This is a genomic window from Variovorax sp. E3, assembly GCF_016082275.1.
Lineage (GTDB): Bacteria > Pseudomonadota > Gammaproteobacteria > Burkholderiales > Burkholderiaceae_C > Variovorax.
The window spans coordinates 45,300-61,403 of sequence record NZ_MOWM01000009.1 but is presented as its reverse complement, the minus strand read 5'-3'; the positions used below and the strand labels follow the sequence as shown (position 1 = coordinate 61,403).

At 66.2% G+C, this 16,104-nt stretch carries 13 protein-coding genes and 1 pseudogene; 5 read left to right on the top strand and 9 right to left on the bottom strand.

The window, feature by feature from the left end; translation table 11 throughout:
- Positions 1 to 185 precede the first annotated feature (185 nt).
- Together BMG07_RS05580 and BMG07_RS05575 are read left to right on the top strand one after the other, a co-directional pair.
- On the top strand, positions 186 to 575 hold the full coding sequence (locus tag BMG07_RS05580; RefSeq protein WP_198083716.1) for a response regulator: 390 nt from the start codon (positions 186 to 188) through the stop codon (positions 573 to 575).
- A 563-nt stretch (positions 576 to 1,138) separates the two neighbouring features.
- Positions 1,139 to 2,122, top strand: a complete 984-nt coding sequence (locus BMG07_RS05575; RefSeq protein ID WP_198083715.1) for a hypothetical protein — start codon at positions 1,139 to 1,141, stop codon at positions 2,120 to 2,122.
- Positions 2,123 to 2,315: 193 nt separating this feature from the next.
- On the opposite strand, the gene BMG07_RS05570 is transcribed toward BMG07_RS05575, so the two are convergent.
- The 6 genes and pseudogenes from BMG07_RS05570 to BMG07_RS05545 all read right to left on the bottom strand — a co-directional run bounded on the left by BMG07_RS05570 (position 2,316) and on the right by BMG07_RS05545 (position 9,681).
- Positions 2,316 to 3,344 (bottom strand): YihY/virulence factor BrkB family protein, encoded by a 1,029-nt coding sequence (locus BMG07_RS05570; protein WP_307866878.1) that lies wholly within the window; start codon positions 3,342 to 3,344, stop codon positions 2,316 to 2,318.
- Positions 3,345 to 3,443: 99 nt separating this feature from the next.
- Positions 3,444 to 5,972 (bottom strand): excinuclease ABC subunit UvrA, encoded by a 2,529-nt coding sequence (locus BMG07_RS05565; protein ID WP_198083714.1) that lies wholly within the window; start codon positions 5,970 to 5,972, stop codon positions 3,444 to 3,446.
- A 54-nt stretch (positions 5,973 to 6,026) separates the two neighbouring features.
- Positions 6,027 to 6,363: pseudogene (locus BMG07_RS05560) on the bottom strand (PRC-barrel domain-containing protein).
- A 148-nt stretch (positions 6,364 to 6,511) separates the two neighbouring features.
- Entirely contained in the window at positions 6,512 to 7,384 is an 873-nt protein-coding gene (locus tag BMG07_RS05555; RefSeq protein WP_198083713.1) for a glucose 1-dehydrogenase, read from the bottom strand.
- Between the two features lie 68 nt (positions 7,385 to 7,452).
- On the bottom strand, positions 7,453 to 7,860 hold the full coding sequence (locus BMG07_RS05550; protein WP_198083712.1) for a DUF2934 domain-containing protein: 408 nt from the start codon (positions 7,858 to 7,860) through the stop codon (positions 7,453 to 7,455).
- Between the two features lie 102 nt (positions 7,861 to 7,962).
- Positions 7,963 to 9,681 (bottom strand): thiamine pyrophosphate-dependent enzyme, encoded by a 1,719-nt coding sequence (locus BMG07_RS05545; protein WP_198083711.1) that lies wholly within the window; start codon positions 9,679 to 9,681, stop codon positions 7,963 to 7,965.
- 314 nt (positions 9,682 to 9,995) lie between these two features.
- On the opposite strand from BMG07_RS05545, the gene BMG07_RS05540 reads away from it, so the two are divergent.
- Positions 9,996 to 10,817: a hypothetical protein gene (locus BMG07_RS05540; RefSeq protein WP_198083710.1), complete on the top strand. Its 822-nt coding sequence runs from the start codon at positions 9,996 to 9,998 to the stop codon at positions 10,815 to 10,817.
- 34 nt (positions 10,818 to 10,851) lie between these two features.
- On the opposite strand, the gene BMG07_RS05535 is transcribed toward BMG07_RS05540, so the two are convergent.
- Genes BMG07_RS05535 through BMG07_RS05525 form a run of 3 tightly spaced genes read right to left on the bottom strand, consistent with a single transcriptional unit; the run spans position 10,852 to position 14,164 of the window.
- On the bottom strand, positions 10,852 to 12,183 hold the full coding sequence (locus tag BMG07_RS05535; protein WP_198083709.1) for an MFS transporter: 1,332 nt from the start codon (positions 12,181 to 12,183) through the stop codon (positions 10,852 to 10,854).
- A gap of 49 nt (positions 12,184 to 12,232) precedes the next feature.
- Entirely contained in the window at positions 12,233 to 13,342 is a 1,110-nt protein-coding gene (locus BMG07_RS05530) for a M14 family metallopeptidase (protein ID WP_198083708.1), read from the bottom strand.
- 21 nt (positions 13,343 to 13,363) lie between these two features.
- Positions 13,364 to 14,164: a gamma-glutamyl-gamma-aminobutyrate hydrolase family protein gene (locus BMG07_RS05525; protein ID WP_198083707.1), complete on the bottom strand. Its 801-nt coding sequence runs from the start codon at positions 14,162 to 14,164 to the stop codon at positions 13,364 to 13,366.
- A 101-nt stretch (positions 14,165 to 14,265) separates the two neighbouring features.
- Here BMG07_RS05525 and BMG07_RS05520 point away from each other — a divergent pair, with 101 nt between their 5' ends.
- Both BMG07_RS05520 and BMG07_RS05515 read left to right on the top strand, forming a co-directional pair.
- The gene (locus BMG07_RS05520; RefSeq protein WP_198083706.1) at positions 14,266 to 15,255 is read left to right on the top strand and encodes a LysR family transcriptional regulator; all 990 of its coding nucleotides are present in this window, start codon (positions 14,266 to 14,268) and stop codon (positions 15,253 to 15,255) included.
- 365 nt (positions 15,256 to 15,620) lie between these two features.
- The gene (locus BMG07_RS05515; RefSeq protein ID WP_198083705.1) at positions 15,621 to 15,776 is read left to right on the top strand and encodes a hypothetical protein; all 156 of its coding nucleotides are present in this window, start codon (positions 15,621 to 15,623) and stop codon (positions 15,774 to 15,776) included.
- The last annotated feature ends 328 nt before the right edge of the window (positions 15,777 to 16,104 follow it).

The following is a 16,104-nucleotide window of genomic DNA, read 5'->3' as shown; positions in this document are numbered from 1 at the left end:
CGCTGCGAAAGCTGCAAGACAACGGCTCGACCGGTTGAGGCCTCGTCGATGCAACGGCCGGCAAGACCAAGGTCCATGTCTGTGCACCGGATCGTTGAAGGGAGGATCCGACACCGCTGCGGGCAATACCACCACGCCAAGCGATATTCGCGCCCCCTACGTTGCCTTCAACCGGGGACACGCTCATGGCAATCATTACCTTTCTCGTCGAAGACAGCGCGACCATTCGGGACAACCTCATTCCCACCCTGGCGGACTTGGCCAATGCGCGGGTCATCGGATTTGCGGACGGAGAACAGGAGGCCACCCAGTGGCTGACGTCCCATGGAGGCACCTGGGATCTGGCTGTCGTGGACCTCTTCTTGAAGGAGGGGTCCGGCCTGGGCGTTTTGAAGGGTTGCAGAAACCGGTTGCCATCCCAACGGGTCATCATCCTTTCCAACTACGCAACTGACGACGTTCGACGCCAGTGCCTTGCCTTGGGCGCCGATGCCGTCTTCGATAAATCCACAGAGCTCGAGGGACTTTTCGAGTTCTGCGCCAAGGTCAACAACGCCCGCTCCGAGGGGCGATGACCCGCATATCCATGGCGTTCGCGCGGCAGTATGCTGTGAGACGAACAGCATCCCTCGCCATTCCGATAGATTGCGGCCATGACAGCTCCACTGAAGTTGATTTCCTTCTACGTCGAAGAGCCGACGCCTGGCAAGTACCGATGGGTGCTCCATGAGCGCACTGCGGATGGATGGACGGACATACGCGCTTGCGAACAGACGTGCGACACCTGGGCGGATGCGTGGTCGTCCGGGCACCTGACGTTTCTGCGCCTGCTGGAGGAACGAAAAGTGGGCCCTCGGACCATCGAAAACGAAGACGCTGACCCTGTGGGCTAGTACCACCGTGATCGCGCAGCTCCATGCTGTCGATGGGGCCGCCGGTTGCGAGGTGCACTCGCCTTGCGGGAGCAGAAAGATCCAGCTCACGCCTCGGCACCGACGACACCGTCACCGCGCTACTTCGGCTTGTAGGCGCAATGGCAGGTCCCGCGAGCCCATTGCCTACCCCTTTTTGCGGGAGCAGATGACGAAGGGGCACTGGGGCCGATTCGACATTGACGCTTCCACTTCGAGGAGCAGCAATGGCCCAATACGGCGTCAATACACCAGTCGGCGTGATCGAGGGCGATGCCAGCCCGAGCGGGGTTTCGTGGGGAGCGATATTTGCCGGCGCCGCAGGCGCCGCGTCGCTCTCGCTCATCCTGCTCCTGCTGGGAACCGGCCTGGGAATGTCTTCCATCAGCCCCTGGGCCAGCCAGGGCGCGAGCGCCACGGCGATCGGCATCGCGACCATCCTCTGGCTGACCTTCACGCAAATCGCGGCTTCCGGCATGGGCGGCTATCTGGCGGGGCGACTGCGCACCAAATGGTCGGGTGTCCACACCGACGAGGTCTACTTCAGAGACACCGCGCATGGCTTCCTGGCATGGTCGGTGGCCACCCTCTTCACGGCCGCACTGCTCGGCTCCGCAGTGAGCTCGGTCCTCGGGGCGGGCGCGCAGGCCGGGGCCACGGTGGCCGGCGGCACGGCATCGGCGGCGGGCGTTGCCGCAGCGGCCGGCGCGGCCGGAACGGGTATGGCATCCCCCGGCTCGCGCGCCGGCACCGACGCCGGCGCGGGGCCGATGAACTATTTCATCGATTCGCTTTTCCGCCGCGCTCCCGATAGCAATCCGGCGCCCGCGGCGACCGACGGGTCCACGACCCCGCCGACGGTCCCTGCCGCCGGGGAGCGCGGCGCCGGCGCCGCGAACGCGGAGGTCAGCCGCATCTTCCTGAACAGCATTCGCACGGGCGCACTGCCGCCCGAAGACGCGAAGTATGTGGCGCAGGTCGTGGCACAGCGAACCGGTCTCAGCCAGCAAGATGCCGAAAAGCGCGTGAACGACACCTATGCCAAGGCCCAGGCCGCCTTGAAGGAGGCGCAAGCGAAGGCCAAGGAAGCCGCGGATGCCGCGCGCAAGGCGTCGGCGTACGGCTCGCTGTGGCTCGTGATTTCGATGCTCATCGGCGCTTTTGTCGCGAGCTTTGCAGCGACCTACGGCGGCCGCCGCCGTGACCTCTGAACGCAATCCCTTTTCAAGGAGCATTCCATGCGCTCTCTTCTTTTGTTTTTCCTCGGCGTTCCGATCCCCGTCATCATCCTGATCGCGCTGTTCTTTCACTGAATGGGGTCGGCGGATCGGCGCCCTGCCCGCGGTTGCTTGCGGCGGCGCCGCGCGAGCAACCTGCTCGCCAAAGTGACCGCTGCCCATGCGATCAGCTGGCGCGTGAGTTTCGCCGTGGCTTGCCGTGTCTTTTTCTCGACCAGCCGCTGCACGTCTGCCAGGCGAGCGACACCATCCCTGTCCACCACCACGCGTCCGTGCCTGCCTGGGCCTGCAACGCCGCGGTGTCCGTGGCTTCTTGTGCCTTGGCGGCCGCTACGGAGCCATGCGCGTCGGCATACACCTTGGTGAACTCCGCACCCAACAGGAAGATCTGCGCGGCGTAGTACACCCACGCCAGAAGCACCACCAGCGAGCCGGCGGCCGCGAAGGATTCGTTGACGCCGCTCTTGCCCAGATACAGCCCGATGAGCACCTTGCCCACCTCGAAGAGCACGGCCGTCACCACGGCCCCGATCCAGACGTCATGCCACGCGATGGGTGCGCTCGGCATGAACTTGAAGATCATTCCGAACAGCACTGTGAGGATGCCCAGGGACACCAGCACGTTGATCGACTGCAACAGCAGCTCCCACCCCGGAAAAAGCCCGGTCGTCCAGCTTCCGAATGCCGCCAGGGCGGCGCTCACGATGAGCGAGACCATCAGCAGGAACGCCAAGCCGAGGATCAAGCCGAACGACAGCACGCGCGCTCGCAGGATGCCCCAGAGCCCCTTGGGTTTCACGCGCTCGGGCACGTGCCAGATGCGATCGAGCGCGCTCTGCAGTTCGGCGAACACCGTGGTCGCGCCGACGATCAGGACGGCGATGCTGATGCCCCCGGCAATCAGGCCGCGTGACGGTGCGCTCGCGCTCTTGATCAGCCCTTGCACCGCGAGCGCCCCCTCCCGACCGATCAGGCCGGACAACTGCGCGGCGATCTGCCCCTGCACGGCCTCGGCACTGAAGAGCGCCCCCGCCACGGCGATCACGATCACCAGCAACGGTGCCAGTGAAAACATCGTGTAGTACGCGATGGCGGCGCCCATGCTCGGCGCGAAATCATCGATCCACGCCGTCACCGCGTCCCTGCACAGGCGATACAGCCGGATGAGCCTCGACGAAGGAACGGCGATGGGCACAGTGGGCTCCAGTAAGAGCCCCTACGTTGCCGCCGCACGGCAGCGTGACCATCCGCCGATGGCGTTCGTCAAGGTAGGCCAAGCGCGCACAAGGCCCCCTCAAGGGCCGTCTTGCTGCCCCGATGTCCAGGCGCGCAGGTAGGGCGCGGTGCGGCTGTCGGCAACCTTGGCGACCTCGCGCGGCGTTCCCTGGGCCACGATGCGTCCGCCTTCGCCGCCCGCGCCGGGCCCCATGTCGATCACCCAGTCACAGGCCGCGACCCAGCGCATGTCGTGCTCCACCACGATGACGGTGTTGCCGGCATCGACCAGGCCGTTCAACTGCACCATGAGCTTGTCCATGTCCGCCGGATGCAGTCCGGTGGTGGGCTCATCGAGCACGTAGAGGGTGTCGCCGCGTTGGGCGCGCTGCAATTCGGTCGCGAGCTTGATGCGCTGTGCCTCGCCGCCCGACAGCTCGGTGGCGGGCTGGCCCAGCCGCAGATAGCCCAGGCCGATGGCGCGCAAAAGGCGCAAGGGTCGCTCGACCCCGGCCTCGCCCTCGAAGAAGCCGTGGGCTTCGTCGACCGTCATGCCCAGCACATCGGCCACGGTCTTGCCGCGCAAGGTCACCTTCAGCGTCTGCGGATTGAAGCGGGAGCCATGGCAGGTCGGACACGGGGCGTAGACGCTGGGCATGAACAGCAGTTCGACACTGACGAACCCCTCGCCTTCGCATGCCGGGCAACGGCCCTTGGCGACGTTGAATGAGAACCGGCCGGCGTCATAGCGGTGCTTGCGTGCAGCCGGTGTGCTCGCAAACAGCTTGCGCACCTGGTCGAAGAGCCCGGTGTAGGTGGCAAGGTTCGAGCGCGGCGTGCGCCCGATGGGTTTCTGGTCGACCCGCACCAGGCGTCGGATGCCCTCCATGCCCTGCACGATGTGCCCCGCCGAGCGCTCGACGAGCGCGGGAGCCTCGGCGTCCCCTGCTTCCGCCTCCGGCTCGTGGCCGAGGTGCGCCGAGACCAGTTCGACCAGCGCCTGCGTCACCAGGCTCGACTTGCCCGAGCCCGAGACACCCGTCACCGCGGTCAGCACGCCGAGCGGAAACTGGGCGGACAAGCCGCTCAGGTTGTTGCGCCTGATGCCCGCCAGCTTGAGCCATCCGGCGGGCGCGCGCGGCGCTTGCGAAAGCAATTGCGGCTTTTCGAAGAGGTAGCGCGCCGTGTGCGACGCCTTGACGTCGCGCAAGCCCGCCGGCGGACCGCTGTAAAGCACGACGCCGCCCTTTTCCCCCGCGTCGGGCCCGACGTCGACCAGCCAGTCGGCGCGCCGCATCAGCGAGAGATCGTGCTCCACGACGAACAGCGAATTGCCCGCGCGCTTGAGCATGTCCAGCGCCGCGACCAGCGCCTCCCCATCGGCCGGATGCAGGCCGGCCGACGGCTCGTCGAGCACGTAGACCACGCCGAACAGGTTGGATCGAATCTGCGTGGCCAGTCGCAGCCGTTGCAGCTCGCCGGGCGACAAGGTGGGCGTGCTTCGGTCGAGCGACAGATAGCCCAGGCCCAGGCCGAGCAGCGTGCTCACGCGCTCGAGCAGGTCGTGCGACAGGCGCTGCGCGGCGATGCGCTTTTCCTCGGCGTGTCCCGGCAGCCGGCCCGCCGCAATGGGCGCCAGCACGCGAGACAGCTCGTCCAGCGGCATCCGGGCGATCTCGCCGATGTCGTGGCCGCCCACCCGCACCGACAGCGCTTCCTTCTTGAGCCGCTTGCCTTTGCACGAAGGGCACAGCGCGCCCACCATGAAGCGCGAGACACGATTCTTCATGAGCGCGCTCTGCGTCGTCGCAAAGGTGTGCAGCACGTATTTGCGCGCGCCCATGAAGGTGCCCTGGTAGCTCGGCTCCATCTTGCTGCGCAGCGCGGCACGCGTTTCGGCCGGCGTGAAGCCCGCATACACGGGCACGGTCGGCTGCTCGTAGGTGAAGAGGATCCAGTCACGCGCCTTCTTCGGAAGTTCGCGCCACGGCTTGTCGACGTCATACCCGAGCGTGACCAGAATGTCGCGCAGGTTCTGCCCGTGCCAGGCCGGCGGCCACGCGGCGACGGCGCGCTCGCGGATGCTGAGCGAGTCGTCCGGCACCATCGATTTCTCGGTCACCTCGAAGACCCGGCCCAGCCCGTGACACACGGGGCAGGCGCCCTGCACCGTGTTGGGGGAGAAGTCTTCGGCGTAGAGCATGGCTTGCCGGGCCGGGTAGTCGCCAGCGCGCGAATAGAGCATGCGCAGCAGGCTGGACAACGTGGTCACGCTGCCCACGGAAGACCGCGCACTGGGCGTGCCCCGCTGCTGTTGCAAGGCCACCGCGGGCGGCAGGCCCTCGATGGTGTCCACGGCCGGCACGCCGACCTGGTCGATCAACCGGCGCGCATAGGGCGCGACCGACTCCAGATAGCGCCGCTGGGCTTCGGCAAACAGCGTGCCGAACGCCAGCGACGACTTGCCGGAGCCGGAGATGCCGGTGAACACCACGAGCGCGTCGCGCGGAATGTCGACATCGACGCTCTTGAGGTTGTGTTCTCGCGCGCCGCGCACGCGCACAAAACGCTCTACAGGGTGCGCAGGCTTGTTGTTCTGATCAACCATCGATAGGGTGCCGTGGCGCAGCGCCGCGCGCTTTTCCTGAATTTTCTTGAAGGGTCAGAAACCGTAGTATCTGTTGATGCTGGTGGTGTACTGGTCGTCGTACGAAGCACGCTGCCGTCGTCATACTTCGCGCGCCGTCGAGCGTTGCCTTGTCCAGCGGCACGACATACCCGTCCTTGCCGGTGTCGTACTTCAGCGCAGCCCACGGGATGGGATAGCGATCGGTGCCCATTCCCAGAAATCCCCCGAACTCCATCACCGCATAGCGCACCTGACCCGACATCTTGTCGATCATGAGGTCGTCGATGGTTCCGAGTTTGTCGCCGGCCGCGTTGTAGACCGTCGTGCCTTCCACCTTGTCCGAGGAAATTACCGTTGCCGAGAGTGCCATGGTGTGCTCCGAGCCGGCGCGTCTGGGAAACGCCGACGATGCCGCAAAGCCCAGGATCGCAGGTGTGGCGCGCGCGACCTGTCAACTTCATCGGAAAGACTCGACACGCCCTGTAGGCGATCTCCCCGGCCGTCGGTGTCGGTCCGCTTCAGATGAAAGGCACGCCGCCGGTGACTGGAATTGTTGCGCCGGAAATATAGCTCGCCTGATCGGACGCGAGCAGCACATACACGGCCTGCAGTTCCGCCGGTTGGCCGGGCCGCTTCATCGGCGTCTGCATTCCGAACTCCTTCACTTTGTCCGGCGGCATCGTCGAAGGGATCAACGGCGTCCAGAACGGCCCCGGCGCCACGCAGTTGACCCGTATGCCCTTTTCCGCGAGTAGTTGGGCCATGCCACCGGACATGTTCTGTATCGCCCCTTTCGTGGCCGCATAGGCCACCAGCGTGGCGTTCGGCTTGTCCGCGTTGACGGAGGCCGTGCTGATGATCGAGCTTCCCGGCTTCATGTGCGCCACGGCGGCCTTGCAGAGAAAGAAGTTGGCATAGACGTTGGTGCGGAACGTTCTGTCGAACTCTTCTTCGGTGATCTCCGCCAGATCCTTGTGGGTCGCCTGGAACGCGGCGTTGTTCACCAGAATGTCGAGCTTGCCGAAGCGCGAGACCGCGGCCTCGACGAGCGCCACACAGTGCGCCTCCTTGCAGATGTCCCCGGGCAGCGGCACGCAGCTGCGCCCTTCGCCCTCAATCAGTCGAACCGTGGCTTGCGCATCCGACTCCTCCTCGGCCAGATAGGAGATCAGCACGTCCGCCCCCTCGCGGGCAAAGGCCAGCGCCACGGCGCGGCCTATGCCGCTGTCGCCCCCGGTGATCAGCGCGACCTTGCCCTTCAACTTGCCGGAGCCCGCATAGGAGGTCTCGCCGAAGTCCGGGCGCGGCGTCATGTCGGACTCCAGGCCCGGCGGCGTCTGCGCAGGGGTATGAAAAGGCGGGCGCGGGCCGGCCTGCATGGGATGTGTCATGCGATGCGCTCCTCGAAAAAAGCTGCAATGAAAAAATGGCGGGCCGACGCGGCTCGCCTGTCGGCGGGTCAGCCCCGGGCCGCATCCTGCCGATCCACTTCGGCCTCGGCATCCAGCCAGTCCTGTGTCTCGTGACCGGCCTCGCCACCCCGCCGCTCGTAGGCTTCATAGGCCGCACGCCGAATGGCGGCCTCCCTTTCCGCAGGATCGCGCGGTCGAGCACCTTGCTCGGGTTCCCGATTGGGTGTGGGCGTGAGATCTTCCTTCAGCCCGAATGCCGCGGAATCGTCATTCTTCGAGGCCTCCGCGCCCTTGCGCCTGTCCTGCATGCGTTCCTGGGGTGCGGGGCCGGACACGCCTTCCCCCGCCGAATTCCTGGTGGGGGAGAATTTCTCCGCGCCCCCGATGTTGTCCACACCCCCGCTCGTGGTCGGTCGGGTTCCGTCGCCGGAACCGACGGTGGATGCGTTGCTCATGAAGTGCTCCTGCTGGTGTTCGATGAGAGTGAAACTCTCTTCTCGCCCACCGCCGGCTCGCGGGGTTCTTTCTCCTGTGCGAGTCAGACAACTTCTTGGTCCCTACTGCGTGAAGTTGTCCTTGATCAGATCGACCACGTCCGACGACCTGCCGCTGAGAACGGCCTTGGCCGAATACAGCATGGTGCCCGCCACCTGGCTGAACTCCACCTTGGGCGGCATCACCAGTTCGGTACGGTTGACCTTCACGTCCAGCAGCGCAGGCCCCGGGTGCGCCAGGAAGGCACGCACGGCGTCGGGCAACTGCTCGGCGCGCTCGACCTTCTGGCCATAGAAGCCGATCACCTCCGCCAACCGCGCGAAGTCCGGGTTCAGCAAGTCGGTGTAGTTGTCCAGCAGGCCTTCCACCTTCTGCTCGAGTTCCACGAAGTTCAGGCTCGCATTGTTGTAGACCACGACCTTGATGGGGAGTTTCTCCTGCACCGCAGTCATCAGGTCGCCCAGCAGCATCGCGATGCCGCCGTCGCCGGACAGCGAAATCACCTGCCGCCCCGGGTAGGCCTTCTGCGCGCCCAGCGCCTGCGGCATCGCGTTGGCCATGGTGCCGTGCAGCAGGCTCACGAGCGTGCGGCGCCGGCCGTTCATGTGCAGGTGGCGCAGCGACCACACCATCGGGCTGCCGCCGTCGGCGGTGAAGATGGCGTCGTCGGCCGCCAGCTCGTCGATGACATGCGTCAGGTGCTGCGGATGAATGAGCCCCTCCTTGCCAGGGCGCTCGTCGCGCCGCAGCGTCTGCACTGCATCCTCGCGGTGGCGCAGGCATTCGTCGAGAAAGCTCCGGTCGCTGCGTTCTTCGAGCAGCGGAATCAGTGCCTCGATGGTGTGCGCCACGTCACCCACCAGCCCCAGCGCGACGGGATGGCGTCGCCCCAGGTGGCTGCCGTCCGTGTCGATCTGCAAGATGGTGGCCTTGGACGGATAGAACTGGCTCCACGCGAAGTCGGCGCCCAGCAGGAGCAACGTGTCGCACGCCTGCAGCGCGCGATAGCCCGACTCCACCCCGAAGATGCCGGTCATGCCCATGTTGAACGGGTTGTCGTACTCCACGAAGTCCTTGGCGCGCGAGGTGTGGGCAATCGGTGCCTTCAGGCATTGGCCGAGGGCCAGCAGCATCTCGTGCGCGCCTTCGCAGCCGTGCCCGGCGTAGATGGCGATCTTCTTGCCCTTGCCCAGCAACGCCGCCAACTGCGCGAGTTCGCTGTCGTTCGGCCGGACCACGGGCGCGGTGCGGTGGACGGCAAAGGTCAGGCCCTCTTTCACTTCGGTCTGCGCGATGTCGCTCGGCAAGATGACCACGGCCACGCCGCCGCGCGACAACGCCGCCTGTGCGGCCAGCGCCGTCACGCGTTGCGCCTGATCGGCCGAGTGCACCTGCGCGCAGAACACGCTGCAACCCGCGTACAGCGACTTGAAATCCACCTCCTGCGGAAAGTCCATGCCCAGCTCGGTCGTGACGATCTGGCTGGCGATGAGCACCATCGGCGCGCGGTTGCGGTTGGCCTCGAAGACCCCGTTGATGAAGTGAAGCCCTCCGGGCCCGCACGAGCCCGCGCAGGCAGTGAGCTCACCCGACAGATACGACTCCGCGCCAGCAGCGAAGGCGGCCGCCTCTTCGTGGCGCACATGCACCCATTCGATCTCGCTGCGACGAATGGCGTCGGTCACATGGTTGAGGGTGTCACCGACGATGCCGTAGCAGCGCTTGACGCCGGCATGCTGAAGGGTTTCGATGACGAGGTCGGCGACTTTGCGGTGGGCCATGCTTGCGGATCCTTTGCTGCGTTGCAAAGAGCGTAGGGCCGCGGTGCGGCGAGGCCGTGGGCGAGAGGCGGTGAGCTCGGTAGGATTTCGCCGCATCGGGAAGCGATGTGTCCTGCTGCGGAAATTCGCGCCCGCCGTGAGGGGTCCTGCGAGAGAGAGCTCGCCCTTCGAAGTCTCGTAGGCGCCCGCGTCGGAGAAAGCGGTCGGCTGGCAAGGCCCGCCATGACTTTCGTGACTGGTGAGCGCCGTGCCGCGCTGCTAGAGTTCTTGCGCTGTCACATGTCGTGATCGCGCCCCCCGCACCACAGGGACCCATGCCAATTTCCAGGACCGCACGCGTTCGTCGACTCTCCCTGCTCACGGCGGCCGTGTGGCTCACGGCCTGCGGCGACAGTGGTACCGGTGGCCGCGATGCAGGCACCCCGCCCGTGGCCGCGACGACGTCACCGGCGGCAGCTTCGCCAGCGCCCTCCCCGGCGGCAGTTGCAGCAGCGGATTCGTCCGCCTGCACCAACGAGGCCGACTTCAACGCAGGCACGCAGCTGACCTACGACCTGCAGCAGACCTCGCCCGGCCGGCCCACGGGTACTACGCACCACGGCGTCACCACAGGCAAGCGCCAATCGTTCGGCGGCGCCACGCCGGTGGCTTTCGAGCAGACGTTCTACGACGCCGGCAAGAAGCCGTTCGCCACGGCGACGATCTTGCGGGACCTGGTCGACGGCAAGATGGTGCGCTACGGCGAGACGCACGGCGGCGGCACGCGGGCAACGAGCACCCATACGCCCGTACCAGCGATTCCCGTCTCGATGCAGCCCGGACAGACCGTGACCCTCGCCTACCGCGTGGAAACCGTCAGTCCCGGTGCCAAGGTGGCCATGGACGTCACCGAAGCCCTGACCTACCAGGGCCGCGAGAAGCTGTCGACGGCGCTCGGCACGTTCGACACCTGCCGATTCGTTCTGGCCAGCACCACCACCATGGGCAAGTCGCCCGACATCACGGTCGATGTCACGTCATGGATCGCGGCCGAAGGGCCTTTTCGCGGCCAGCGCCTGAAGGCCTTCGTTCCCGCGACGGGCGGGCGACCCGAGAGCACGGACGTGGTCACTCAGATGAGCTACGCGCCGAAGTAGCGCTCGTCTTCGGATGCCCACCGCGCTCGCAGCCTCACTTTGTCACATCGACATCTCGTGACTCGGGCAGCATCCACATGGCCCAGACGCTGAGTGCGCTGATCACCATCACGTAGTAGGCAGGCGCGAGCGGATTGTGCGTCACGGCCAGCAACCAGGTCACGACGAATTGCGTGGTGCCGCCGAACACCGAGGTGCTGATCGCATAGACCAGGGACAGGCCCGTGCTCCGGATCGCGATCGGCATCAGCTCCGGCACGGTCACGAGGCCGGCCGCCCCGAAGATGGCAGTCAGCGCCGCCAGGACTGCGGAAACGCCCAGCAACGTGAGCGCGCTCGGTGCGCCGGACAGCCACAGGAACATCGGCACGATCAGCACCAGCAGCGCGACGCGCGGCAGTGTATTGGTGACCTTGCGACCGTACCGGTCGCACAGCCAGCCGCCCAGCAACGCGAACAAGAAGGTCATGATCCCCCCTGTCAGAACCGAGCCCTGCGCCAGCGCCGGTGCCAGCTTGAGCACCTGGACCGCATAGGTGACCATGTAGTTGCCCACCTGCGACGCAACCGCCGTGGAAGCCGAGATCAGGATGCCCAGCACGAGGAGGCGGCGGTGCTTGCCGAAGACCGAGCCGACGATCTGTGCGCCTGTCTGGTCGCGCGAGCCCTCGTGCGTCTCCGGCAAGCTGCGGCGGATGTAGAAGGCGACCGGAATCAGGACGAGGCTGAGCAGGAACGGCACGCGCCAGCCCCAGGCGGCGAGCTGCTCGGGCGGCAGCACGAGCGACAGCGTCACGCCGAGCACGCCGCCCACCGCAACCGCGATGCCTTGGCTTGCGATCTGCCAGCTGGCATAGAGACCACGCCGCCCAGGCGGCGCTGCCTCGATGAGAAGCGCGGTGGCGGGACCGACCTCGCCGCCGAGTGCCAGGCCCTGCAGCAGGCGACAGAAGACCACGATGAGGGGTGCCGCGATGCCGATGCTCGCGTAGCTCGGCGTGGCCGCCAGCCCCAGCGTGCCGAACGTGATGAGCGCCACCGTGAGCATCATGGCGGGCTTGCGCCCGACCCTGTCGGCGAAAGCGCCGATGAGCACGCCGCCCAGGGGGCGCGTGAAGAAACCGACGCCGAAGGTCGCAAGGGCAAGCATCAGGCTGCCGAACTCACCGCCCACCGGAAAGAAGGTGCGCCCGATGTAGACCGCAAAGTAGGCGTAGATGACGAAGTCATAGAACTCGAGCGCATTGCCGGCCACGGCGGCGGCAACTGCTTTGCGGCTGATTGCCGCGTCTTCGGGCGCGTCGGTGGCAGTGCTGCCCGGACGTGTCGCGCCGCCCGGGCGGACGTGGGCGATGGTGGTGCTCATGGTGGGGCCTCTTTGTCTCTTTGTTCTGCGTGGTGGTGCGACGCTCGGGTCAGGCTGCAAGCTTCGACGCGGCGTCTTCGTTGAGTCCGCGCAGCGCTTGCTGGCAGGCTTGCGAGCCTTGCTTCCAGACTGCAAGCTTCCAGTCTTCGGCGTCGGGGAAGAAGGCATCCTTCATCTCCTGCCGGATCGCGGCCGCCTTGGCCACGTCGGCGCAGCCGTGGCGATGCAGCCAATGCTCGGCGCGCATGGCCGCCGAGACCCGCGGCATGGGCCAGGTGCCGTATTCCAGGCAGATGCCCACATGCCTTGCCTGCGGGCACTCCTCGGCCAGTGCTGTCTGGATCGGACCCGTCAACGGGATGCTGGTGGAGGTACCGGTGGTCACGGAGGTGAGCTCACCCCACCAGCGCGTTCCGCGCTCGAGCACGGCCTCGTCGAAGCTGGCAAAGATTCGCTCTCCCACACCGTAGGGGCCCAGGCCGGTATGGATGTCGATGGAAGCAAGCTCACGAACCTGGGCTGCGCAGCGCCTCAGGATTTCGCGAAAGGTCCGGTTGCTCCAGGCCGGCTCGGTGCCTCCGTAGTGCAGCCCGTCGGCATGGATGTGCTGGCCGAGCGATATGGCCCGCTGCAGGCCCCGGGCGCCATGGCGCTCGCCATACGCATCGAGACGGTATTCCGTGTCCGGCTGCGGTGGCCATTCGGGCGGCAGCAACAGCTCGTGGATCTCGGCGTAGCCGGCGTTGACCGGCAGAGGCTTCGAGAAGTCGACGAAGTTGCGGTTCAGATCGATGTTTTCCTGTGTGGCCCGGCGCAGGTGGGAGAAGCCATAGGGGTTCACCGCATGAACGTAAAGGACCGCGGTATCGTGCGCGCCCTGTGCTTGCGCCGGGGCACCGAGATCGAGCATGCCGGTCTGGATCGCCGATCCGCAGAAGCCCTCCACACCATGCACGCCGCTGATGACGACGAGCATTTTCGATGCATCGGCGGGGCCGTCGAGCACGACGTCGGTGGCCAGCACCTCGCCTTGCGCGCCGGGTAGCGCGAGCTCGTGCGATTCGACGGCAAGGCCGCGTCGTGCCGCGGCGCGCAGGAACTTGCCGCGTGCCTCGGCGTAGTCAGCGCTGAAGAGCGCGGTGATCTGATTGTTCTTCAAGGGTGTCTCCAGGCGTGCTGTTCAAGTGGATTCAGGGGTGCCCAGGCGCTCTCGCCCGCGTACGCGGCAAGCGTCGCCGAAGGCGTTGAACAACGCGCGCGCAAACGCGCTGTCGTCGATACGCATCTCGGGATGCCATTGCACGGCCAGTGCGAACCGCGGTGCCGATTCGATCGAGAACGACTCGATCAGTCCGTCGGGTGCGGTCGCTTCCACGCGCAGGCCCTTGCCGAGTCGCTCGATGCCCTGGTGATGCAGTGAATTCACGACCGCGCGCGTGCCGCCCGCCAATTGCGCGAGCACGCCACCTTCGACGATATGCAGCGCATGGCTGTCGTCGTACCAACGCTGGATCGGACGGTTGTGGTCGCCCTCGCGGTGGTCCAGACGGCCGGGCTGCCTGTGCACGGCAGGCTCCAGGGTGCCGCCGTAGAGGACGTTCAGTTCCTGGAAGCCGCGGCACACGGCAAGTACCGGCACGCCGGCGGCGATGAGCCGGGGCAGCAACGACAGGATCGTCGCGTCGCGCGCGAGGTCGAGCTGCATTTCAGGGTGCGGCTCGGCGGCGCCGTAGCGTGAGGGATGCACGTTGGACGGACTGCCCGTGAGCACGATGCCGTCGATCGCATCGATCAGGCTGTCGGCATCGATCGCCTCGCCGGCGGCCGGCAGCGCGAGCGGCAGCGCCTTGGATATCTCGCCGACGGCACGCACGTAGCCGTCCAGCGCCGCGTGCGCGGCATGGCCGTCCCGCTCGATGCGATCGGACGCGATGACCACCACGGGTCGAAGGGCTGGAGAACGGGGAGAGTTGGGATTCATCGACGCGATCTGGTGAGTTCGATCGCAGTCTAGGAATCGACTACAGTTTAGTAAATTGCAATTTAACTGAGAAAAACTTGCATGAAGTGCAAGTAAAAAACATGAACACGCGACAGCTCAGACATTTCCTAGCCGTGATGGATCTCGGCTCGCTCAGTGCCGCGGCAGAGCGCGTGCACCTGAGCCTGCCGGCCCTCTCGCGCAGCCTGAGTGCGCTGGAAGAGGCCCTGGGTGTGCCGCTCTTCGACCGGCAAGGGCGGCGCCTGCGACCCACGCCCTATGCCAACGCCTATGTCGAACGCGCTCGACGCATCGTCTTCGACGAGAAGGAAGGCGCCCGGTCGCTGTCGCTCATGCGCGCGGGCGAGTTGGGGTCGCTGTCCTTCGGCATGGGTTCGTCCATTGCCCGCTCCCTGTTGGCGCTCATGATGCTGAAGCTCGTGGCGGAATCACCCGGCCTCAGGCTCAGCGCGATGGTGCAAAGCTCGGACGTGCTGTTCGACGCGCTGCGCAAGGAGCGGCTCGATTTCTTCATTGGCGACGTGCGCATGGCGGCGCACGAGCCGGACATGGTGGCGGAGCCCGCCTATGTGAGCACCTTCGGCTGGTTCGCACGCGCCGGCCATCCGCTGGCCGGGCGGAAACGCATCGGCATGTCCGAACTTTCCGCCCATCCGATGGTGATGGCGGGATACGCGGATCAGTCGGTCATCCACCGCATTGCAGAGCTCTATGGTCTTTCGATGCCGCTGCAGAATCATTTCGCCCTGAACACCGACGACGTGAACACGATCCACACGCTGGTCACGTCAAGCGACGCCATTGCCCCCTCCACCGACATCGCCGTGATCTCGGCCTTGGGCGAAGGAACGATGGTGGCCCTCGACGTGGAGCCCAAGCTCGATCTGGACATGACGCTAGGCATCGTGAGGCACGCCGGACGGACGCTGGCACCCGCGGCCGAGCGCGCATTCGCCATCGTGCGGGCGTACTTTGCCGACGCGGCCCAACAGGTCGCACAGCAGCGCGGCTTGTCGGCTGCGAAGACGCCGGCCCGTCGCCCGCGGCGCGCGCGGTCGGTGGGCAGCTAGTCAACTCACGGCAGCAACTTCCCGTCGCCTAGAAGTTCTTCAGCGTGACGGTGCCGCCTGCCGGGACCGAGATGTTGAACTTGAAGTTGATATCGTCGCTGCCGTCCCTGGTGCCACGTGCCGTGGCGGACTTGTAGGTGACAGTGTCCGCCGTGCCGAATGCGAAGCCGACGTCCCGACCGCCGACACCGTTGCCGCTCGACTTGTAGTCCCATGCGCTCCATGCCTTTTGCGTGGCGTCTGGCGTGGGGTAAAGGATGCCCCCGTTGTCGGAGCCGAGATGGGTGTCCTAGAGCACCGAGGCATCGATCGTCGCGGCCGTGGGGTTGTGGAAAACGTCGGTGATGCGCGCCCACGTTCTCGCGATGCTCGTCGTCGACCACCAGCACGAACTCCCCGCGCGAAATGGCGCGCACGGCGGTATGCATCTCGTCGAAGTCTGCACCGCGGGACGCCAAGTCACTGCCTCTGGCGAATTCGCGGGGATGGCTGCGGTGAACTGGGCGACTACCGGCCGCTGATCGCACGGCAGCACGGAGGGGGAATCGGCGATTCATGGCGCACGCTCTGACTCATCATGCTTCGCATCAAGGCACCGCCCAAGCCCGCCGAGGGCTGCGTCGCGCCGTGCAACGACTGCGACCTCGGTTGCCGCCCTACCGTAGTCACCATAAGCCTTCTCGTCACGATAGCAAAGTCCGGCTGTCAACCTGCATCCAGTGAAATGGCCGACCCTACTTGGCCTTCTCCCTCCTTCGCAGCCGGTCGGGCACCGCGCTCTTCGACGAATTGCTCGACACGTACCTGCCTTCGGCAAGCCTGAACGAGAGCGGATGGCAGCGTACCGGT